Here is a 19,483-nt window from a genome sequence, read left to right on the forward strand (position 1 = left end):
CCCATGGGTGGGTCAGGGGGTGGCCCCTCGAGCGCTCAATGGCGCAGCCGCTCAGTTCAGGAGGCCGAGCGCCTGCTCCGCCGCGTCCCGTACGCGCGCCGGGTCCGGCGATGCCTTGCCGACGACGCGCATGCCCTGCATCAGGACGAGCAGCAGACGGGCGAGTGCCCGGGGGTCGCGGTCGGCGGGCAGCTCGCCCTGGGCGCGCGCCCGCGTGAGCGTGGCGTGCAGCAGCGTCTCGATGTGCTCCCAGCTGCGTTCCACGCGGCGTGCGGCGGCCGTGTCGTGCGGGGCCAGCTCCGTCGCCGTATTGGTGACGAAGCAGCCGGTCAGGCGCCGTTCGTCGGCCGTCGCCTCGGCGGCGAAGCGCCGGACGAGCCCGCGCACGGCCGGCAGCGCGGGGCCGCCGGCCGACAGGTCCGCGAGGATGACCGCGTCGGCGGACTCGGCGTACCGGTCCATGGCCTTCAGGTACAGCTCGTGCTTGTTGCCGAAGGTCGCGTAGATGCTGGCGCGGCCGATGCCGAGATGGGCGACGAGGTCCGCCATCGACGTCGCCTCGTAGCCGCGCCGCCAGAACAGCTCTAGGGCCGACTGGAGCGCGGCGTCCGGATCGAATTCCTTGGTCCTGGCCACGGAAGGGAGACTAGGCGTATCTGGAACGATTGGTCAAGAAGTGTGGTCGGTCACGCAGGGCTCGGCGTCGTCTGCACGGCATATGTGGCCACCGCGTACGTCTCGTCGTCGAGGCACGTGCCGCTCTCCAGGTCGAAGCGCTGCTTGAGCAGCGGTGACGCGACGAACGGGCGGCCCTGCGACGAGCCGATCAGGCCGCGGGAGAGGACCGCGGCGCCCGTGAACGGGTCACGGTTGCCGACCGCGTACAGGCGGCCCGAGCGGTCCAGGAACACGGCGGCCTGCCGGCCGTCGGGGAGCAGCGCCGCGACCCCGCGGCCCGGGGTCAGCCGGGCCAGCTCGCATACCGTGAACCAGGCGTCGCCCAGGTGGAGTTGCACCATCACGGCGGTCTTCTCGGGAGCGACGGTCATGACGTCACCGATCCTTCCAGGGGGCGGGAGCCGATGGAGAGCAGGGGCAGGTCGGGCTTGATCTGGTCGCGCTCCGGGACGAACCGCACCAGCGGGTCCGGGGCATCGGGCGCGTTCACGAAGGACACGAAGCGCTCTAGGCGCTCCGGGTCGTCGAGGGTGTCGGCCCACTCGTCGCGGTAGTGCGCGACATGGTCGGCCATCAGGGCCTCCAGCTCGTCGCAGAGGCCGAGGGAGTCGTGCACGACGACGTCCCGTACGTGGTCGAGGCCGCCCTCGATCCGCTCCAGCCAGCCCGCCGTGCGCTCCAGACGGTCGGCCGTGCGGATGTAGAACATCAGGAACCGGTCGATCAGCCGGATCAGCTCGGCGTCGGAGAGGTCCTGCGCGAGGAGGTCGGCGTGGCGCGGGGTCGCACCCCCGTTGCCGCCCACGTACAGGTTCCAGCCATGGGCCGTGGCGATCACCCCGAAATCCTTCGACTGGGCCTCCGCGCACTCGCGCCCGCAGCCCGACACGGCCGACTTCAGCTTGTGCGGCGCCCGCAGACCCCGGTAGCGCAGCTCCAGGTCGATCGCCATGCGCACGGAGTCCTGGACGCCGTAACGGCACCACGTCTGCCCCACGCACGACTTCACCGTCCGCAGCGCCTTGCCGTACGCGTGGCCCGACTCGAAGCCGGCGTCCACCAACCGCGCCCAGATCAGCGGCAGTTGCTCGACCCGGGCGCCGAACAGGTCGATCCGCTGACCTCCGGTGATCTTTGTGTAGAGGCCGAAGTCGCGCGCCACCTCGCCGATCACGATGAGCTTCTCCGGGGTGACCTCGCCGCCGGGGATACGGGGCACGACCGAATAGGAGCCGTTCTTCTGGAGGTTGGCGAGGAAGTGGTCGTTCGTGTCCTGGAGGGCCGCCTGCTCGCCGTCGAGGACATGGCCCTCGGCGCCGATCGTCGGGGCGAGTGAGGCGATGATCGAGCCGACCGCCGGCTTGCACACCTCGCACCCCTCGCCGCCGCGCGCGCCCTCACGCCCGTGCGCGTCGAGCAGGTCCGCGTACGACGCGATCCGCTTGACCCGGACGATCTCGTACAGCTCGGCGCGGGTGTGCGGGAAGCAGCCGCACAGGCCCTTGTCGCCGCTCTGGGGCAGGAGCCGGCCGATGAGCTTCACGCAACTGCCGCAGCCCGTGCCGGCCTTGGTGCACTTCTTCACCTCGGGCAGCGTGGCGTGTGCCTGGATCGCTTCCTTGGTGACGTTGTGGCAGGAGCAGATCACCGCGTCGCCGGGCAGCGCCTCCGGGCCCAGTGCCACCGGCGCCCCCGCCCCCGCGGGCAGCACCAGCTGCTCCGGCGCCACGGGCGGCACCGAACCGGTCAGCGCGCGCAGCGTCCCGTACGCCTCCGCGTCCCCGACCAGGATCCCGCCGAGCAGCTCCCCCTCCGGACCCACGACCAGCTTCTTGTACGTGCCCGAGCGCGAGTCCGAGTAGACGACGTCGAGGCAGCCGTCGGCCGCGCCGTGCGCGTCGCCGAACGACGCCACGTCCACGCCGAGCAGCTTCAGCTTCGTCGACAAGTCGGCACCGGTGAACTGTCCCTCCTCCGACGCGATCGAGGCGGCCACCGTCAGCGCCATCTCGTAGCCCGGCGCGACCAGGCCGTACACGCGGCCGTCCACGGCCTGCGCGCACTCGCCGATCGCGTACACCGCCGGGTCGCTGGTGCGGCAGCGCTCGTCGACGGTGATGCCGCCGCGTTCGCCGACCGTGAGCCCCATGTCGCGGGCGAGCTGGTCGCGCGGCCGTACGCCCGCCGAGAACACCACCAGGTCGGTCGCCAGTTCCGAGCCGTCCGACAGCTTCATGGCGCGCACCGCGCCGTCCGTACCGTCGGGGCCCTCGGTCAGGATCTCCTGCGTGCCGACGCCCGTGTGGACGCTCAGGCCCATGCCCGTGATGGTGCGCAGGAGGGCCGCGCCGCCGCCCTCGTCGACCTGTACCGGCATGAGGCGCGGCGCGAACTCCACGACGTGCGTGTCGAGGCCGAGGCCGCGCAGGGCGCCCGCCGCCTCCAGGCCGAGCAGCCCGCCGCCCACCACGGCCCCGGTCGTGGCGTGCTTCTTCGCGTACTCCTCGATCGCGAGCAGGTCCTCGATCGTGCGGTACACGAAACAGCCCGTCGCGTCCTTGCCGGGCACGGGCGGCACGAACGGGTAGGAACCGGTCGCGAGGACGAGGGCGTCGTACGTGACCTGGAGACCGGAGCGCGCCGTGACCGTCCGCGTAGCGCGGTCGATGTGCTCGGCGGGGTCCCCGAGGTGCAGCTCGATGCCGTGCCGGGCGATGAACTCCGTGTCCGTGAGAGAGAGTTCGTCCGGTGTGCGGCCCGAGAAGTACGAGGTGAGCTGGACCCGGTCGTAGGCGGGGCGCGGCTCCTCGCACAGCACGACGACGCGGTGCGTGTCCGTGAGCCCGCGCTCGGCCAGGGCCTCGAGGAAGCGCTGGCCGACCATGCCGTGGCCGACGAGGACGAGTGTGGGCATGGTGGGCATCTCAGAGGCCTCCGTCGTGAGTGAGCAGGTGGAGCAGGGGTGCGCCGTCGTCGGGCAGCGGGTCGTCGGCCTCCCAGGCCCGGGCGAGCGCCCCGACCGTGCCGAGCTCGCCGACCAGCACCCCGCCGACGAGCCGGTCGCCGCGGACGACGACCTTGCGGTACGTGCCGCGGGTCGCGTCGGCGAGCTGCACGACGTCGTCACCGGGCAGCGCCTCGGTCTCCCCGAACGCCGCGAGGTCGAGCGGCCCGGCCTCGTGCGGCAGGGTCAGCCGGGTGAGGGTGCGGGTGCCCGCGTAGGGGCGCCGCCGCCCGGAGAGCAGGTTCTCGGCGAGCGCGTCGGCCTGTTCGACGGCGGGGGTCGCGAGCCCGTAGACGCGGCCCGCGTGCTGGGCGCAGTCCCCGACCGCGCGGACGCGGGGGTCCGAGGTGCGCAGATCGTCGTCGACGACGATCCCTTCGCGCACGTCGAGCCCCGCCGCCAGTGCGAGCCCCGTACGGGGACGCACCCCGCACGCGAGGACCGTCAGATCCGTGTCGAGTACATAGCCGTCGGCGAGCTCGACGCTGCGGACCGCCCCGTCGACGACGCCCACGCCCCGTACGCGGCACTGCGTGTGCACCTCGACGCCGCGCGCGGTGAGGTGCTCGTGCACGAGACGCGAGGACCGCGGGTCGAGCTGGCGCTCCATCAGGCGCTCGGACTGCTGCGTGAGCACCACCTGGGCGCCGCGCCGGGCGAGCGCACGGGCCGCGGACACCCCGAGGAGCCCGCCGCCGACGACGACCGCGCGCACCCCGGGAACCACCGCCCGCGACAGCGCCAGGCAGTCGTCCATGGTGCGGAAGGCGTGCACCCCGCCCGGCAGCTCGGCCGCACCGGGCGCGAACAGGCCGCGCAGAGGAGGCAGGACCGGGTTCGACCCGGTGGCGAGCACGAGGGTGTCGTACGGGACGTCGGAGCCGTCCTCGCAGCGCACCACCTGCTCGTCGCGGTCGATACGGACGGCGCGGGTCCGCAGGTGGGTTCCGGTGTGGCGGGGCAGCGCGATGACGTCGGCGCCGTAACTGCCCGCGAGGACCTCGGCGAGCAGCACCCTGTTGTACGGGGCGTGCGCCTCCTCGCCGATGAGTACGGCGGCAGCGCCCACGCGCCGGGCGAGCCGGGTACCGGCGAGGCCGGTGCCGATCACCACCACGCGCCCGGGGTCCGTCGAACAGTTCATGCACGGCAGCCTGCGGGGCCGGTGTTACCCGGCCGCATCCCTCCCGTTTCCCACGGGGAACGCTGCGCTCAGCGAGTGCGAGAGGGTGGTGTGAGGGCTCAGCGGCTGCCCGTCAGATGCGCGAACACCACGACGTTCCCCCGGTAGCCGGTCTGCTTCGAGTAGCCGCCCCCGCAGGTTATGACCCGCAGCTCGGGCCGGTCGGCCGCGCCGTACACCTTCTCGTCGGGGAAGGCGTTGGCGTCGTAGACCTCGACGGCGTCGACGGTGAACACGGCGACGGAGCCGTCGCGGCGGTCGACCTCGATGGTGCGGCCCCTGGTCAGCGCGCCCAGGTCGTAGAAGACGGCGGGCCCCTCGGCGTTGTCGACGTGGCCGGCCACGACCGCTGTGCCGCGGACGCCGGGCGCGGTCCCGGCCTCGTACCAGCCGGCCAGGTTCTTCTGCTGCGGCGGCGGGACGCCCAGGCTGCCCTGCGGGGTCAGGGCGAGCCCCATGAGCGGCGCGTCGACCCGGATCGAGGGGATGCGGATGCGGTCGGGGGGCGAGGAGGAGAGGGGGGCCGCGCCGGGCGGTTCGTGGCCGGTGCCGGGGAGCGCGGCCCCGGCCTGAGCCGTGGACGGCTGCGGCGGCCCCTGTATCTCGGTGCCCTGGAGCAGCAGCCAGGCGCCCAGACACAGGGCGAGAGCGGTGACCGCGGCTATGAGTCCGCTGCTGACTCTGCGGCGGCGCGCCTGAGGCATCGGCTTCTCCAGGTCGAAATCGGTGAGGGGAGCCTTCCTCTCCCGGCCGCGCGAGGGGGGTGGGCGGCCGGGAGAGGAGAGGACAAGCGGTACCAGGAGGCCGGAGGGACAGCGGAGGTCGTCCGTCCGGCGCCCGTCAGATCCCTTCGCCTCTCGCCCGGCGATGCAGGAGCCAGGTACCGCCCGCGGCGGCGACGGCAAGCGCTGCCACTCCCGCCGTGGTCTTCACGGGGTCGGTGCCGAGCGCGCCGCCGACCCCTGTCTCCACATGGCCCTTCGGACGGACCTGGTCCGACGAGGAGGCGAGCGCGACCATCAGATCGCCCGTCACCTGCCCGCCGCCGGAGCACTTCGCGACGATCTCGTACGTCCCGGGCTGCGCCGACGGAGGCACCTGGAACCGCCCCACGGCGCCCTTCTCCTGCGAGCCCGGGGCGAGCGTGAAGGTGCCCGCGCCGACCGCGCTCGCGTCTCCGGCGGCCGCACGGCTCGCGCCGCACGCGGTGGTGTTGACGGTGACCGTGGCGCCCGCGGTGGCGTTCGCCGGGTACACCTCGAGACCGCCCTTACCGGCGTACGAGGGCGCAGCGGTCAGTGCCGCGGCGGCCGCGGCGAGCGCGGCGGCGGTCAGCAGGCGGGATGTGCGCATCGTGTCGTGCTCCTCCGAGGGGGCACGGCCCGCGGCACCCCCAAGTGCCGCTGCGTCGGTCACGCCCCTGCCCTACCGAGGTAAGTGGCACTCGCCCCGGAACGCCTCCTGATGCACCATCAGAAAACCGGTGAAAGGGCGTCATCTGACACCCCGGCAGGAACATTCCAGCAGGTCACCGGCGCGTCGCAGAAAAGAAGCCGAAGGAGGAGCGGACGCCGGTGAACGGGTGACCGGACTCCGCGCGGCGCCCGCTTGACCTCAACCATGCTTCAGGTAACAGGCTTGCGCCATGAACGCCACAGCGGTGCAGACCGCAGCCCCCGTCACCGTCCCCGATACCGCCCCCACCGAGACCCCCGTACGGGTCGCAGTCGTCATCGGCAGCAACCGCGAGGGCCGCTTCGGCCCGGTCGTCGCCGACTGGCTCATGTCCCTGCTGGGAAAGCGCCCCGACCTCGCCGTCGACGTGATCGACGTAGCCGCCACCGACCTGCCCATCGCGCTCTCCTACGACCCGTCCGCCGAGGTACGGGCCGAGCTGGCCAAGGTCACCCCGAAGCTGGCCGCGGCCGACGCCTTCATCGTCCTCACCCCCGAGTACAACCACTCCTACCCGGCGTCCCTCAAGAACGTCATCGACTGGCACCACGCCGAATGGCAGGCCAAGCCGGTCGGCTTCGTCTCCTACGGCGGCATCTCCGGAGGTCTGCGCGCGGTCGAGCACCTGCGCACCGTCTTCGCCGAGCTGCACGCCGTCACGGTCCGGGACACCGTCTCCTTCACCCATGCGGGCAGCCACTTCGACGAATCCGGCGCCCACCGGGACCCCGAGGCGCCGGCCGCCGCGGTGAAGGCGATGCTCGACCAGCTGGCGTGGTGGGCGAAGGCGCTGCGGGAGGCGAAGGAGGTACGCCCGTACGGCAGTTGAGACCGGGCGACCGAAGGCCCCCGCAGCCGACGACTACGGGGGCCTCCCTCACTCATGCGCGATGTCAGCCCACGGACACGGCAGACCAGGTCGCGGCCACGGCGGCGTACTCCGCGCTGCCGGCGCCGTACAGGTCCTTCGCCGCACTGAGGGTCGCCGTGCGGGCGCCCGCGTAGTTCGTCGAGGACGTCATGTAGACGGTCAGGGCCCGATACCAGATCTTGCCGAGCTTGTCCTTGCCGATGCCGCTCAGCGTCGAGCCGTTGCACGTCGGGCTGTTGTGCTGGACGCCGCCGATGACCTTCGGCCCACTGCCCTCGGCAAGCAGGTACGCGAAGTGGTTGGCGACCCCGGACGAGTAGTGCACGTCGAGGTTGCCGACCGACGAGCTCCAGCAGTCGGCGGAGTTGCCGTCCTTGCTGGGCTTGTCCATGAAGCGCAGCGCAGGCTGGCCGAAGCCGGGCTTCACGATCTTCTCGCCGATGAGCCAGTCGCCCGGGTCGGACGCGTTGTTCGCGTAGAACTCGACGAGCGTGCCGAAGATGTCGGACGTCGCCTCGTTCAGGCCGCCGGACTCGCCCGAGTAGGTGAGCCCCGCGGTCTTCGACGTGACGCCGTGCGACATCTCGTGCCCGGCGACGTCGAGCGCCACGAGCGGCCCGAACGTCGAGCCGTCACCGTCGCCGTACGTCATGCAGAAGCAGGTGTCGTCCCAGAAGGCGTTGTTGTAGTTGCTGCCGTAGTGGACGCGGTTGTACGAGCCCTTGCCGTCGCCGCCGATGCCGTTACGGCCGTGGACGTTCTTGTAGTAGTCCCACGTCGTGTCGGTCCCGTACTGGGCGTCCACGGCGGCCGACGAGCGGTCGGAGTTCGCGCCGGTGCCCCAGTGGTTGTCGGCGTCGGTGAACACCACCGCGGGAGCGCGGCTCCAGCAGATGGTCAGGATGCAGCCGTCGGTCTTGTTCTGCGCGTCACCCGAGTAGGTACCGCCCCGCGTCGCGTCCTTGAGCTGGTACGTCGAACCGGACAGCGTCGTGTCCAGCGGGACCGTGCCCGCGTAGAGGGACTTTCCGTCGCCGGTCGCGGTCTCGATGCTGTCCCAGGCGTCGATCTGCTTGCCGGTGGTGGCGTCGGTGAGGACGACGCGGGCGACCGGGTTGCCGAGCGAGTCCTTGCCCGCGGTGTCCGTGCGCCACGCCAGCTTCGGCGCGCCGTGCAGCGCGTCCACGACGAGCGCGGGCTTGGCGACGACCTTGCGCAGGAGCTCGCCCGGATTGGCGGCGCGCAGCGCGGCGGCGGCGATGTCGGCGGCCTTCGGGGCGGGGAGCCCCGGCGTCACGCTCGGCACGGCGAGGTCGCCGAGGACCGCGCGGTTCGCGGAGCGGTAGCCGCCGTCTCGGTTCAGATGGACGACGAAGTCACCGCCGAGAACAGGCAGTTGGCGGTAGGTGCGGTTGTAGCGCACGTGCTGGGTGCCGTCGGCGTCGACGACGACGTCCCGCACGGAGGCGCCCTGCGCGCCGGTGATCCCGAGGCGGGCGGCCTCGGCGGTGAGCGCGGCCGTCGCATGGCGTACGGCGTCGGCCCGGGTGGGTGGCGTGGGGTCACCGGAGTCGGCGCCCGCGGTGGGGGCGAGGGCGGCGGCCAGCAGGGTGGCGGCCGCCGTGGCTATCCCGGCGGTGGTGAGTCGCGATGTGGTCCGGGCAGGTCTCATCGGGCTCCTAGTGACGGCGCGCGGGCGCGCTGAAGGGGGTCACACTGATGACGTCTCAGATTTAAGGGTCCATGACATGTCATGTCCATAGCGCCCCCGTGGTGGAGCTGTGAATAGGTGTTCACGTGCAGAATCACGAGCGCACGGCCTGTGAAAGGAACGGACATGAACGCGATGGACATGAACGCACTGGCCCTGACGGTCCTCACGACGACCGACGACGAGGCCAAGGCCCGAGCCCTGGCCGCGGGAGCGGTCGAGGCACGCCTGGCGGCCTGCGCCCAGATCGCGGGGCCGGTCATGTCGGTCTACCGCTGGCAGGGCAACACGGAGACCGCCCAGGAATGGCAGGTGCTACTCAAAACCACGGCAGAGGGCTACGAGGCTCTGGAGTCCTGGCTGTTGGAGACACACGACTACGAGACGCCCGAGATCATCGCGACACCGGTGGTACGGGGGAGCGCCGGGTACCTGGCGTGGATCGCGGGGGAGACGGGCGGAGTCTGAGTACGGGAATCGAGTGGTGCGTGGCCGGGATCCAGGGTCGCGAGGAAGCCGGGAAAGCCGACGGTCCGAGCGCTCCAGCACCCGGACCGTCACCGACTCACCGATGCGCGACGTCACCGATTCGCGACCGACCTCACTTACGCAACACCAGCGTGATCCCCGCCACGACCAAACCGAGGGCCACGGCCGCGACCCCGTATCCGAGGCGGTGGGACCGAAGGCCCGGCAGAAAGCGGTCGAAGGCGATGCGCCCCGGGCCGGTCAGGGCGAGCGCCACCGCGCCGAGGGCGATCAGGAGCTCGTACTCGATGCCCTGCGGCGCGAAGAATCCGCCGCCCCACTTCACGGCGATGGCATTGACCAGGGTGCCGGCCACGGCCGCGGCGGCCAGCGGGGTGAGCAGGCCGAGCACGAGGCCGAGCCCGCCGAGGGTCTCGCTGAGCCCGGCGACCAGGGCGAACGCCTTCGGCGAGGGGTAGCCGGACGCGGCGAAGAACTGCCCGGTGCCGTCGATGCCGCCTCCGCCGAACCAGCCGAAGAGCTTCTGCGCACCATGCGCGGCCATGGTCAGGCCGAGGGCGAGGCGCAGTACGAGAAGACCGACGTCATAGGCGTGGGCGGGCGCGGCGGGGGCGGGGGTGCCGGGCGCGCGGAGCGGCCCGAGCTGGTTCGCGAGAGAGGTCACGTGGGGGTTCTCCTGACTCGGAAGAGGCATGCTTGAACTTTCAAGCTATAACCAAGCTAACCGCCCGCCCACGATGTTTCAAACGTGAACGACACCGTCCGAGCGGTGACCGGAGTCGGTACCGGCCGCCTCGACCCGTACCGCGCACACCTTGAACTCCGGCATCCGGGACGTCGGATCGAGAGCGGGGTTGGTCAGGTTATTGGCGCGCCCGGCGCCCGGCCAGTGAAACGGCATGAACACTGTGTCGGGCCGGATGCCCGCCGTGATCCGGGCGGGCGCCTCGGCCCGCCCGCGCCGGGAGACGACGGCGACCGGCTCGCCCTCCGCCACCCCGATCAGCGCGGCGAGCCGCGGATGCAGCTCCACGAAGGGGCCGGGCGCGGCGGCGTTGAGCTCGGCCACGCGCCGGGTCTGCGCACCCGACTGGTACTGCGACACGACGCGCCCGGTCGTCAGATGGACCGGGAACTCGGCGTCCGGCTCCTCGGCGGCGGCCCGGTGCGAGACGGCGACGAACCGGGCCCGCCCGTCCTCGGTGGCGAACCGTTCCAGAAAGAGCCGGGGCGTCCCGGGATGCTCCTCTTCAGGGCAGGGCCAGAACACCCCGTCCTCCTCGACGAGCCGCTGATAAGAGATCCCCGCATAGTCGGCAGGCCCCCCTTCCGAAGCCAGCCGCAACTCCTCGAAAACCTCCTCCGGATCGGCCGGGAACCCCTTCTCCACCCCCAGCCGCCCGGCCAGCTCACGCAGCACCTCCAGATCGCTCCGCACCCCGTCCGGAGGCGGGAGCGCCCGACGCCGCAGCAGCACACGCCCCTCCAGACTGGTCACGGTCCCCGTCTCCTCGGCCCACTGGGTAACGGGAAGCACCACATCGGCAAGAGCGGCGGTCTCGGAAAGCACCACATCGGCCACGGCCAGAAAGTCGAGTGACTGCAGCCTGCCCTCCACATGGGCGGCACGAGGAGCCGACACCACCGGATTCGACCCCATGACCAGCAGAGCCCGTACGTCACACCCCAGCGCGTCGAGCAGTTCGTACGCGGAACGGCCGGGCCCGGGAAGGGAGTCGGGGTCGACGCCCCACACACCGGCCACGTGTGCACGCGCCGCGGGGTCGGTCAGCTTCCGGTACCCGGGCAGCTGGTCGGCCTTCTGCCCGTGCTCGCGCCCGCCCTGCCCGTTGCCCTGCCCGGTCAGGCACCCGTACCCGGAAAGGGGCCGCCCGGCGCGCCCGGTCGCGAGACACAGGTTGATCCAGGCGCCCACGGTGTCGGTGCCCTTGGACTGCTGCTCGGGCCCACGCGCGGTGAGCACCATCGCGGCCTGGGGCTCGCAGAACATCCGTACGGCCTCGCGCAGTTGAGGCACCGGAACGCCGGTCACACGCTCCACGTACTCGGGCCAGTGCGCCATCACGGCGGCCCGCGCGTCCTCCCAGCCGCGTGTCCGCGTGCGCACGAACTCCTCGTCGACCCGCCCCTCGGTCACCACGAGATGCAGCATGCCGAGGGCCAGGGCGAGATCGGTCCCGGGCCGGGGCGCGAGATGGAGGTCGGCGAGCTCGGCGGTGCGCGTGCGGCGGGGGTCGATGACGACCAACGTGCCGCCGTTCTCCCGCAGTTCGTTCAGATAGCGGACAGCGGGGGGCATGGTCTCGGCCATGTTCGACCCGACCAGGACCACACATCCCGTACGCGGAATGTCCTCAAGGGGGAACGGCAGCCCCCGGTCGAGCCCGAACGCGGCGAGCTGCCCCGCCGCGGCGGACGACATGCAGAACCGCCCGTTGTAGTCGATCTGCGAGGTCCCGAGCACGACCCGGGCGAACTTCCCGAGCCCGTACGCCTTCTCGTTGGTGAGCCCGCCCCCGCCGAAGACCCCGCACGCGTCCGGGCCATGAGCAGAACGCGTACGGGAGAGCCCCTCGGCGACACGATCAAGCGCCTCACCCCAGGAAGCGGCCTCGAGCGCGCCCCCTTTTCGAACAAGCGGCCCACTCAACCGCACCCCCGGCTCCAGCACGGCAGCGGCCGTACGGCCCTTCCCGCACAGGGCGCCACGATTGACGGGAAATCCGGCACGCTCCGCGACCTCGACGCCGCCGGAGTCCGACGGGACGAGATTCATCCCGCACTGAAGGGAGCAGTAGGGGCAGTGGGTGGGCGTAACAGTGCGCATGTCGCCCACACTGCGCGCACGCTGTTACACGCCGGCCCACGCCCGATTACACCCAAGGCACGACGCCCTCTTAGCGGCACCGGAGGGACGGTGAGAACAACGGCGGATCAGCCGCGAACCCGTCGCGAGGGGACGTGGGGGTGTGTCCGCCCGGAGCACGGAGGTGCAAGCGCCGGTGAAGGGACACAGGGCGGAGGCGCCACGATGGCGAGGACGGACACACCCCCGCGGCCCCGCCCCACGTCACACGAGGCGCCCCACCAACCACCCGGCGCATCAACGACGCCCCACCTCAAGAGCCTCCCGAACCCCAGGCTCCCGTTGGCCGAGAAACCGCGGATCGGGCCGGAACACGGAGTCGATGACGGCCTTCCCCGCAGCGAACACCTCACGAGCCCCGCCGTAGTACCAGGTCACGTCGTGCCGGTCGTCGACGCCGACGCCGTACGACGAGACCCCCGCCGCCTCGCACAGGGCGACCGCGCGCCGAATGTGGAACCCCTGGCTGATCAGCACGGCCCGGTCGACCCCGAAGATCTTCTTGGCCCGCACGCACGAGTCCCACGTGTCGAACCCGGCGTAGTCGCTGACAACGGCCTTGTCCGGCACCCCGTGCCGGGTCAGATAGGCGCGCATGGCGTCGGGCTCGTCGTAGTCCTCGCGGCTGTTGTCGCCGGTCACCAGAACGACCCGGATCCGCCCGTCACGGTAGAGCCGGGCCGCGGCGTCGAGCCGGTGAGCGAGATACGGCGAAGGCTCGCCCTCCCAGAGCCCGGCCCCGAACACCACAGCGACATCCGTGCGCGGCGCATCGTCAACCGTACGAAGCCGGTCCCCGGTCACCACGAACATCCACGTAGCCGGCAACAGCGCCAGCACACACACGGCCACAGCGCCCTGTACGAACAGCCGCCACCCCCGTCGCGTACGCGGCAACCGGATCCGCACCACTGACCCCCACCCCACCCCTGCGAAAACGTCGTCGCACGACTGGACGCACGTTTCCGCCGGCCGGTTCACGCGGCAAGCGGGGACCCGACCACCTCACATCCGTCCGAACACCCGGTGAGCCCAGGGGAAGCGACCCGTCACCGCCCCGCAACGACGCCGCAACCTCCCGCGGACAGGATCGGTTCATGACGGCGTCGAAACATCAGCGCGACGAGCCCACCGGCACGGCCCACCTCGACAGTACGGCGCAACTCATGACCAGGATCACCAGTCAGCTCGGCACCCAGTTGAGGCACGTCCGGCTCGACGGCAGCCGCCGCACACCCCCGCCGGCCCTGGTGGTCGTGGCGCACGGCAGCCGCGACCCGAGGGCGCTCGCCACGGTCCACGCCCTGCTGGACAAGGTGCGCGAGGAACGCCCGGGGCTCCCCGTCCATCTCGGCCACATCGAGCTGAACGAACCGCTCCTGACCGACACCCTCGCGGGCCTCGCCCCCGGCCGCGCCGTCCTGGCCCCGCTGCTCCTGTCCCGCGGCTACCACGTCAAGCAGGACATCCCGGCAGCCCTGGCCACGGCCCCGCACCTGACGGCCCGCGTCGCCCCGCCGCTGGGCCCCCACCCGCTCCTCGTGGAAACGCTGTACGCCCGCCTGGTAGAGGCCGGCTGGGACCCGCGCCCCGACGCCCGTACGCGCAGGGCCAGCGGCGTAGTGCTCGCGGCGGCGGGCTCCCGCGACCCCGACTCGGCCGTCGACACGGCCCGCACGGCCGCGCTCCTGGCGAACCGGCTCGGTGTCCCGGTGGTGCCCGCCTACGCGAGTGCCGCCGCGCCCACCGTCCCGGCCGCGCTGCGCGCGCTGGCCGCGAGAGGCAGGCACCGAGCCGCCGTCGCCGCGTACTTCACGGCGCCGGGCCGCTTCGCCGTGCAGTGCGCGCAGGCCGCCCCCTGGATAGCCGCCGCCCCGCTCGGCGCGCACACGGCGATGGCGCGCCTCCTGCTCCACCGCTACGACACGACGCTCGCGTCCCCGGCGCGACCCGCTCCCGTACAGCGGCAGCTCACGTCGGCCTGACCGTTTGTCACCGCGTGCCTTTACTGTCAGTCCATGGAAGGCACGCACGAGACACCCGCAGCGAAATCGGACCCGTCCATCCCAACCACCCCAGCGCACCCCATCGACCAGTCCGGCTACGACGCAGCGGCGGCGGAGCGCTGGGCCCCCGAGCCGGACAAACGCCCCGGCCGCACCGCCTTCCAGCGCGACCGCGCCCGCGTCCTGCACTCCTCGGCGCTGCGCCGACTCGCGGGCAAGACCCAGGTAGTCACCCCCGGCACAATCCCCCAAGCTCTCGACTCCGTTCGAGCAGGGGGGACCCCCATCCGAGCCTGGGACGCCAGCCCGCGCACTCGTCTGACGCACTCCCTGGAATGCGCGCAGGTGGGCCGGGAGCTCGGCGCGGCGCTCGGCTGCGACCCGGACCTCGTGGAGACGGCCTGCCTCTCGCACGACATGGGCCACCCGCCCTTCGGCCACAACGGCGAACAGGCGCTGAACGAGGTGGCGCAGGACTGCGGCGGCTTCGAGGGGAACGCGCAGTCGCTGCGCCTGCTGACCCGTATCGAACCCAAGCGCTTCGTCCACAGCGCCGACACGGACGAGCTGGTCAGCGTAGGCCTGAACCTCACGCGCGCCGCGCTGGACGCCGCGACGAAGTACCCGTGGCCCCGCGGCGGCCACCCCACCGACCCGGCCTCGCCCAAGTTCGGTGTGTACGAGGACGACCGCCCGGTCTTCGACTGGATCCGCAAGGAGTCACCCGAGCGACGCACCTGCTTCGAGGCGCAGGTCATGGACTGGTCGGACGACGTCGCGTACTCGGTGCACGACCTGGAGGACGGCCTGCACGCCGGCCACCTGGACCCGAACATGCTGAACGCCGAGCCGGAGCGCCGTGACATCTACGCGGTCGCGATCGGCCGTTACGTACCGGCGGACACGGACCCCGAAGAGCTCGCGGCGGCGCTCGACCGGCTCCTCGACCAGGAGTGGTGGCCGCACGGCTACGACGGCACGGCGGTCGCGCAGGCCCGCCTCAAGGATGCGACGAGCCAGCTCATCGGCCGCTTCTGCCTCGCGGCGGAGGGTGCCACGCGCGCCCGGTACGGCTCGGGCCGCCTCACGCGCTACGAGGCCGAGCTGGTGGTGCCGCGCGAGGCACGGTACGAGTGCGCGGTCCTCAAGGCGGTCGCCGACCGGTACGTGATGCAGCGCCCGCAGCAGGAGCGGCTCCGCGCCGACCAGCGCATCGTCGTGGCGGAGCTCGCCGAGGCGCTCACCCGGCGCGCCCCCGACGGCCTCGACCCGCAGTTCCGCGCCCTGTTCGACACGGCGGGCGACGACCGCTCCCGCAAGCGCGTGATCGTCGACCAGATCTCCTCCCTCACCGACGCCTCGGCCCGCGAGCTGCACGCGCGGCTCACAGGGCCCCGTCCATGAGGGCGTCGCCCAGCGGGCTGCGGCGGTGCAGGACGGTGTTGCCGCGCCGCAGCGAATCGACGAGACCCGCCTCCCGCCAGACCGTGGAGTGCCGGCTCGCGGTGGACGCGGTCAGCCGCAGCAGCCGGGCCGACTGCGTGGTCGTACGCGGATGGCCGGGGGCTTCGAGGGCGAGCAACCGGATCGGCCCGATCAGCTGACCCACCGGCGGGGCCGCCGCGCCGGCCACCCCGGCGCGGGTCCCAGAGGATGCACGAGGACGGGGTCGAGCAGCGGGTCGGTCAGCGCCGCCGGTGACACGACGCAGAAGAACGACGGGGCCCGCACCGCGCTGCGCCGCGGAGCGGGGTTCGTGCGGAGCGCCGCTCCTGTGCACGGTCGTCGTCCTCGTCGTGAAACCGGCCATCGACCACAGGGCGTGACGAAAAGATGCCCTGTTCGGACCATGCCCCCTTCCCGCATCACGCTCCGTGCGGGACGCTCGCATATGGCGCCATGGCAAAGAGGAGGCATCACGTGGTCGACGCGGATCAGACGTTCGTCATTGTCGGAGGCGGGCTCGCCGGAGCGAAAGCGGCCGAGACGCTGCGCTCCGAGGGCTTCAACGGCAGAGTGATCCTCATCGGGGACGAGAGGGATCATCCGTACGAACGCCCACCCCTGTCCAAGGGCTATCTCCAGGGCAAGGAGGAACGGGACAGCGTCTTCGTCCACGAACCGGCCTGGTACGCACAGAACGACATCGAGCTGCACCTCGGCCAGACCGTCGTCGCTGTCGACCCGGCCGTGAAGAACGTCCGGCTCGGCGACGGCACGGTCGTCCACTACGACAAGCTGCTCCTGGTCACCGGCGCCGAGCCGCGCCGCATGGACATCCCGGGCACCGAGCTGGCCGGCGTGCACCACCTGCGCCGCCTCGCCCACGCGGAGCGCCTCAAGGGCGTCCTCGCCTCCCTCGGCCGGGACAACGGCCACATCGTGATCGCGGGCGCGGGCTGGATCGGCCTGGAGGTCGCCGCGGCGGCCCGCGAGTACGGCGCCGAGGTCACCGTCGTCGAGCCCGAGGCAACCCCGCTGCACGCGGTCCTCGGCCCCGAAATCGGCCAGATCTTCGCCGACCTGCACGCCGAGCACGGCGTCCGCTTCCACTTCGGGACCCGCCTCACCGGCATCACCGGCCAGGACGGCATGGTCCTCGCCGCCCTCACCGACGACGGCGAGGAGCACCCGGCCCACGACGTGCTCGCCGCGATCGGCGCCGCCCCGCGCGTCTCGCTCGCCGAGTCCGCCGGGATCGAACTCGCCGACCGTTCGCACGGCGGCGGCATCGCCGTCGACGCCTCGCTGCGCACCTCCGACCCGGACATCTACGCGGCCGGTGACGTGGCGGCCGTGCAGCACCCCCTCTTCGGGACCCGGATGCGCGTCGAGCACTGGGCCAACGCGCTCAACGGCGGCCCGGCCGCCGCCCGCGCCATGCTGGGCCAGGAGGTGACGTACGACCGCGTGCCGTACTTCTTCTCCGACCAGTACGACGTCGGCCTCGAGTACTCGGGCTGGGCGCCCCCGGGCTCGTACGACCAGGTGGTCATCCGGGGGGACGCGGGCAAGCGGCAGTTCATCGCGTTCTGGCTCAAGGACGGGCGGGTGCTCGCCGGGATGAACGTGAACGTGTGGGACGTCACGGAGACCATCCAGGCCCTCATCCGCTCCGGTGTCAGGCCCGGGACGGAACGCCTGTCGGATCCGTCCGTCGCGCTCACGGCGCTGCTCGAGGGGGAGGACGGGTGACGTGAGTGTCGGCGGGTCACCGTAGAATTCTTGCGTGGCAGGCAGGATCAATGACGAGGACGTGAAGGCGGTCCGGGACGCGGTCCCGATCGACGCCGTGGTGTCCGAGTACCTGCAACTGCGCAACGCGGGCGGCGGGAACCTCAAGGGCCTGTGCCCCTTCCACGACGAGAAGTCGCCGTCCTTCCAGGTCAGCCCGAGCAAGGGCTTCTTCCACTGCTTCGGCTGCCAGGAGGGCGGCGACACCATCACGTTCGTGATGAAGGTCGACCACCTCTCCTTCTCCGAAGCCGTGGAGCGCCTCGCCGGCCAGGCGGGCATCACCCTGCGGTACGAGGAGGGCGGCTACAACCCCTCGCACCAGCGCGGTGAGCGCATCCGCCTGGTCGAGGCGCACAAGGCGGCCGCCCAGTTCTACATGGACCAGCTGGAGAGCGCCGAGGCGGAGATCGGCCGCAAGTTCCTCGCCGAGCGCGGCTTCGACCAGGCCGCCGCCGCGCACTTCGGCGTCGGCTACAGCCCGGCCGGCTGGGACCACCTCACGCGCTTCCTGCGCGGCAAGGGGTTCACCGACAAGGAGCTCATCACCTCCGGGATCGCGCAGGAGGGCCGCCGCGGCCCCATCGACCGCTTCCGCGGCCGCCTCATGTGGCCCATCCGCGACATCGGCGGCGAGGTCGTCGGCTTCGGCGCCCGCCGCCTGCGCGACGACGACAACGGTCCGAAGTACCTGAACACGCCCGAGACGCCGATCTACAAGAAGTCCCAGGTGCTCTACGGCATCGACCTCGCGAAGAAGGACATCGCCAAGTCGAGCCGCGCGGTCGTCGTCGAGGGCTACACGGACGTGATGGCCTGCCATCTCGCCGGCATCACCACCGCCATCGCGACCTGCGGCACCGCCTTCGGCGGCGACCACATCAAGATCCTGCGCCGCCTCCTCATGGACAACGGAAGCGCCCGTGTGATCTTCACCTTCGACGGCGACTCGGCGGGCCAGAAGGCCGCCCTGCGCGCCTTCGAGGACGACCAGAAGTTCGCCGCCGAGACGTACATCGCCGTAGCCCCCGACGGCATGGACCCCTGCGACCTGCGCCTGGCCAAGGGCGACGAGGCGGTCGCCGACCTCGTCGAACCCCGCACCCCGCTCTTCGAGTTCGCCCTGCGCCACATCGTCTCCCGGTACGACCTGGAGACCCCCGCCGGCCGCGCCTCCGCACTGGACGAGGCCGCCCCCGTCGTCGCCCGCATCAAGAACAGCGGCGCGCAGCACGAGGTAGCCGTCCAGCTCGCCGGCATGCTCGGCATCCTCGACACCCAGTTCGTCGTCAAGCGCGTCTCGCAGCTCGCCCGCTGGGCCCGCGACCGCGGCGGCCGCGGCCCCGCCCCGGCCCGCCCGCAGCAGTCCTACGAGGCCGCGGCGACGCGCGCCTCCGCCGCCGGCCCCGCCCTCACCCTGCGCAACCCCGTGTACGCCACCGAGCGCGAGCTGCTCAAACTCGCCCTCCAGCGGCCCGAGTTGGTCTCCCCGGCCTTCGACGCGTACGGCGTGGACGAGTTCACCGCCGCCCCGTACGCCGCGGTGCGCGAGGCGATCATCGAAGCGGGCGGCGCCGACCTCGGCACGCAGGACCCCCAGGCGTATCTCGTACGCGTCCGGGAGGTGGCGCCCGACGACGCGGTGCGCGCCATGGTCACCGAGCTCGCCGTCGAGGCGATCCTGCGCAGATCCGTCGACGAGGTGTACGCGGGCCAGCAGCTCGTCGCTGTGCGCCGCCGCGCCGTCGACCGGCGCATCCGCGACGTACAGGGCTCCCTGACCCGCCTGGGCACGCACGGCGACCCGGCGCGCCTGTCCGCCGTCCAGGAGGAGCTGATGGTCCTCCAGCGCTACGACAGGGCACTGCAGGACCTCGGCGCGCAGGCGCTCTGACCCCTCAGGGCCTGTCGTCGAACTCCCGCCTGCCCCGCGCCGTCTGGTGCGCACGCTCCCGGCGTTGCCGA

At 72.0% G+C, this 19,483-nt stretch carries 17 protein-coding genes; 6 read left to right on the forward strand and 11 right to left on the reverse strand.

The window, feature by feature from the left end:
- Positions 1-51: 51 nt before the first annotated feature.
- From OG698_RS30755 to OG698_RS30780, 6 genes are all read right to left on the reverse strand, one after another.
- On the reverse strand, positions 52-636 hold the full coding sequence (locus tag OG698_RS30755) for a TetR/AcrR family transcriptional regulator (protein ID WP_406106865.1): 585 nt from the start codon (positions 634-636) through the stop codon (positions 52-54).
- Positions 637-686: 50 nt separating this feature from the next.
- The gene (nirD, locus tag OG698_RS30760) at positions 687-1,049 is read right to left on the reverse strand and encodes a nitrite reductase small subunit NirD (RefSeq protein ID WP_406106866.1); all 363 of its coding nucleotides are present in this window, start codon (positions 1,047-1,049) and stop codon (positions 687-689) included.
- Positions 1,046-3,601, reverse strand: a complete 2,556-nt coding sequence (nirB, locus tag OG698_RS30765) for a nitrite reductase large subunit NirB (protein ID WP_406106867.1) — start codon at positions 3,599-3,601, stop codon at positions 1,046-1,048. The genes nirD and nirB overlap by 4 nt, the downstream gene beginning before the upstream one ends.
- Position 3,602: 1 nt before the next feature.
- Entirely contained in the window at positions 3,603-4,826 is a 1,224-nt protein-coding gene (locus OG698_RS30770; protein WP_406106868.1) for an NAD(P)/FAD-dependent oxidoreductase, read from the reverse strand.
- A gap of 98 nt (positions 4,827-4,924) precedes the next feature.
- Positions 4,925-5,569: a class F sortase gene (locus OG698_RS30775; protein WP_406106870.1), complete on the reverse strand. Its 645-nt coding sequence runs from the start codon at positions 5,567-5,569 to the stop codon at positions 4,925-4,927.
- 136 nt (positions 5,570-5,705) lie between these two features.
- Positions 5,706-6,218: a hypothetical protein gene (locus OG698_RS30780; protein WP_406106871.1), complete on the reverse strand. Its 513-nt coding sequence runs from the start codon at positions 6,216-6,218 to the stop codon at positions 5,706-5,708.
- Between the two features lie 292 nt (positions 6,219-6,510).
- Between OG698_RS30780 and OG698_RS30785 the strand changes: the two genes are divergently transcribed.
- On the forward strand, positions 6,511-7,149 hold the full coding sequence (locus tag OG698_RS30785; protein WP_406106873.1) for an NADPH-dependent FMN reductase: 639 nt from the start codon (positions 6,511-6,513) through the stop codon (positions 7,147-7,149).
- A gap of 64 nt (positions 7,150-7,213) precedes the next feature.
- Here the strand turns inward: OG698_RS30785 and OG698_RS30790 are convergent, their stop codons facing one another.
- On the reverse strand, positions 7,214-8,863 hold the full coding sequence (locus tag OG698_RS30790; RefSeq protein WP_406106874.1) for a M4 family metallopeptidase: 1,650 nt from the start codon (positions 8,861-8,863) through the stop codon (positions 7,214-7,216).
- Between the two features lie 165 nt (positions 8,864-9,028).
- Between OG698_RS30790 and cutA the strand changes: the two genes are divergently transcribed.
- Positions 9,029-9,370 (forward strand): divalent-cation tolerance protein CutA, encoded by a 342-nt coding sequence (gene cutA / locus OG698_RS30795; RefSeq protein WP_406106875.1) that lies wholly within the window; start codon positions 9,029-9,031, stop codon positions 9,368-9,370.
- Between the two features lie 133 nt (positions 9,371-9,503).
- On the opposite strand, the gene OG698_RS30800 is transcribed toward cutA, so the two are convergent.
- The 3 genes from OG698_RS30800 to OG698_RS30810 form a co-directional block, all read right to left on the reverse strand.
- Complete coding sequence (locus OG698_RS30800; protein ID WP_406106877.1) at positions 9,504-10,055, reverse strand: DoxX family protein; 552 nt, start codon at positions 10,053-10,055, stop codon at positions 9,504-9,506.
- Between the two features lie 78 nt (positions 10,056-10,133).
- Positions 10,134-12,239 (reverse strand): molybdopterin oxidoreductase family protein, encoded by a 2,106-nt coding sequence (locus OG698_RS30805; protein ID WP_406106879.1) that lies wholly within the window; start codon positions 12,237-12,239, stop codon positions 10,134-10,136.
- A gap of 276 nt (positions 12,240-12,515) precedes the next feature.
- Positions 12,516-13,091 carry a vancomycin high temperature exclusion protein gene (locus OG698_RS30810; protein WP_399979955.1) on the reverse strand — a complete coding sequence of 192 codons (576 nt, stop codon included), beginning with the start codon at positions 13,089-13,091 and terminating at the stop codon, positions 12,516-12,518.
- A 284-nt stretch (positions 13,092-13,375) separates the two neighbouring features.
- Between OG698_RS30810 and OG698_RS30815 the strand changes: the two genes are divergently transcribed.
- Both OG698_RS30815 and OG698_RS30820 read left to right on the forward strand, forming a co-directional pair.
- A complete protein-coding gene (locus OG698_RS30815) occupies positions 13,376-14,263 on the forward strand; it encodes a sirohydrochlorin chelatase (RefSeq protein WP_406106880.1) in 888 nt (295 codons plus the stop codon).
- 33 nt (positions 14,264-14,296) lie between these two features.
- On the forward strand, positions 14,297-15,688 hold the full coding sequence (locus OG698_RS30820) for a deoxyguanosinetriphosphate triphosphohydrolase (RefSeq protein ID WP_406106882.1): 1,392 nt from the start codon (positions 14,297-14,299) through the stop codon (positions 15,686-15,688).
- Here the strand turns inward: OG698_RS30820 and OG698_RS30825 are convergent.
- The gene (locus OG698_RS30825; RefSeq protein ID WP_406106884.1) at positions 15,669-15,893 is read right to left on the reverse strand and encodes a winged helix-turn-helix domain-containing protein; all 225 of its coding nucleotides are present in this window, start codon (positions 15,891-15,893) and stop codon (positions 15,669-15,671) included. The genes OG698_RS30820 and OG698_RS30825 overlap by 20 nt on opposite strands.
- 311 nt (positions 15,894-16,204) lie before the next feature.
- Between OG698_RS30825 and OG698_RS30830 the strand changes: the two genes are divergently transcribed.
- Together OG698_RS30830 and dnaG are read left to right on the forward strand one after the other, a co-directional pair.
- Positions 16,205-17,479: an NAD(P)/FAD-dependent oxidoreductase gene (locus tag OG698_RS30830; RefSeq protein WP_406106886.1), complete on the forward strand. Its 1,275-nt coding sequence runs from the start codon at positions 16,205-16,207 to the stop codon at positions 17,477-17,479.
- Between the two features lie 34 nt (positions 17,480-17,513).
- Positions 17,514-19,412 (forward strand): DNA primase, encoded by a 1,899-nt coding sequence (gene dnaG / locus OG698_RS30835; protein WP_100591871.1) that lies wholly within the window; start codon positions 17,514-17,516, stop codon positions 19,410-19,412.
- Positions 19,413-19,483: the final 71 nt, after the last annotated feature.

The sequence above is a fragment of the Streptomyces sp. NBC_01003 genome (assembly GCF_045162695.1).
GTDB lineage: Bacteria > Actinomycetota > Actinomycetes > Streptomycetales > Streptomycetaceae > Streptomyces.

Bases quoted from the DNA above. Each gene is read 5' to 3' on its own strand.
- nirD (WP_406106866.1), bottom strand. From the start codon at position 1,049: ATGACCGTCGCTCCCGAGAAGACCGCCGTGATGGTGCAACTCCACCTG.
- nirB (WP_406106867.1), bottom strand. From the start codon at position 3,601: ATGCCCACCATGCCCACACTCGTCCTCGTCGGCCACGGCATGGTCGGC.
- OG698_RS30770 (WP_406106868.1), bottom strand. From the start codon at position 4,826: ATGAACTGTTCGACGGACCCCGGGCGCGTGGTGGTGATCGGCACCGGC.
- OG698_RS30775 (WP_406106870.1), bottom strand. From the start codon at position 5,569: ATGCCTCAGGCGCGCCGCCGCAGAGTCAGCAGCGGACTCATAGCCGCG.
- OG698_RS30780 (WP_406106871.1), bottom strand. From the start codon at position 6,218: ATGCGCACATCCCGCCTGCTGACCGCCGCCGCGCTCGCCGCGGCCGCC.
- OG698_RS30785 (WP_406106873.1), top strand. From the start codon at position 6,511: ATGAACGCCACAGCGGTGCAGACCGCAGCCCCCGTCACCGTCCCCGAT.
- OG698_RS30790 (WP_406106874.1), bottom strand. From the start codon at position 8,863: ATGAGACCTGCCCGGACCACATCGCGACTCACCACCGCCGGGATAGCC.
- cutA (WP_406106875.1), top strand. From the start codon at position 9,029: ATGAACGCGATGGACATGAACGCACTGGCCCTGACGGTCCTCACGACG.
- OG698_RS30805 (WP_406106879.1), bottom strand. From the start codon at position 12,239: ATGCGCACTGTTACGCCCACCCACTGCCCCTACTGCTCCCTTCAGTGC.
- OG698_RS30810 (WP_399979955.1), bottom strand. From the start codon at position 13,091: ATGTTCGTGGTGACCGGGGACCGGCTTCGTACGGTTGACGATGCGCCG.
- OG698_RS30815 (WP_406106880.1), top strand. From the start codon at position 13,376: ATGACGGCGTCGAAACATCAGCGCGACGAGCCCACCGGCACGGCCCAC.
- OG698_RS30820 (WP_406106882.1), top strand. From the start codon at position 14,297: ATGGAAGGCACGCACGAGACACCCGCAGCGAAATCGGACCCGTCCATC.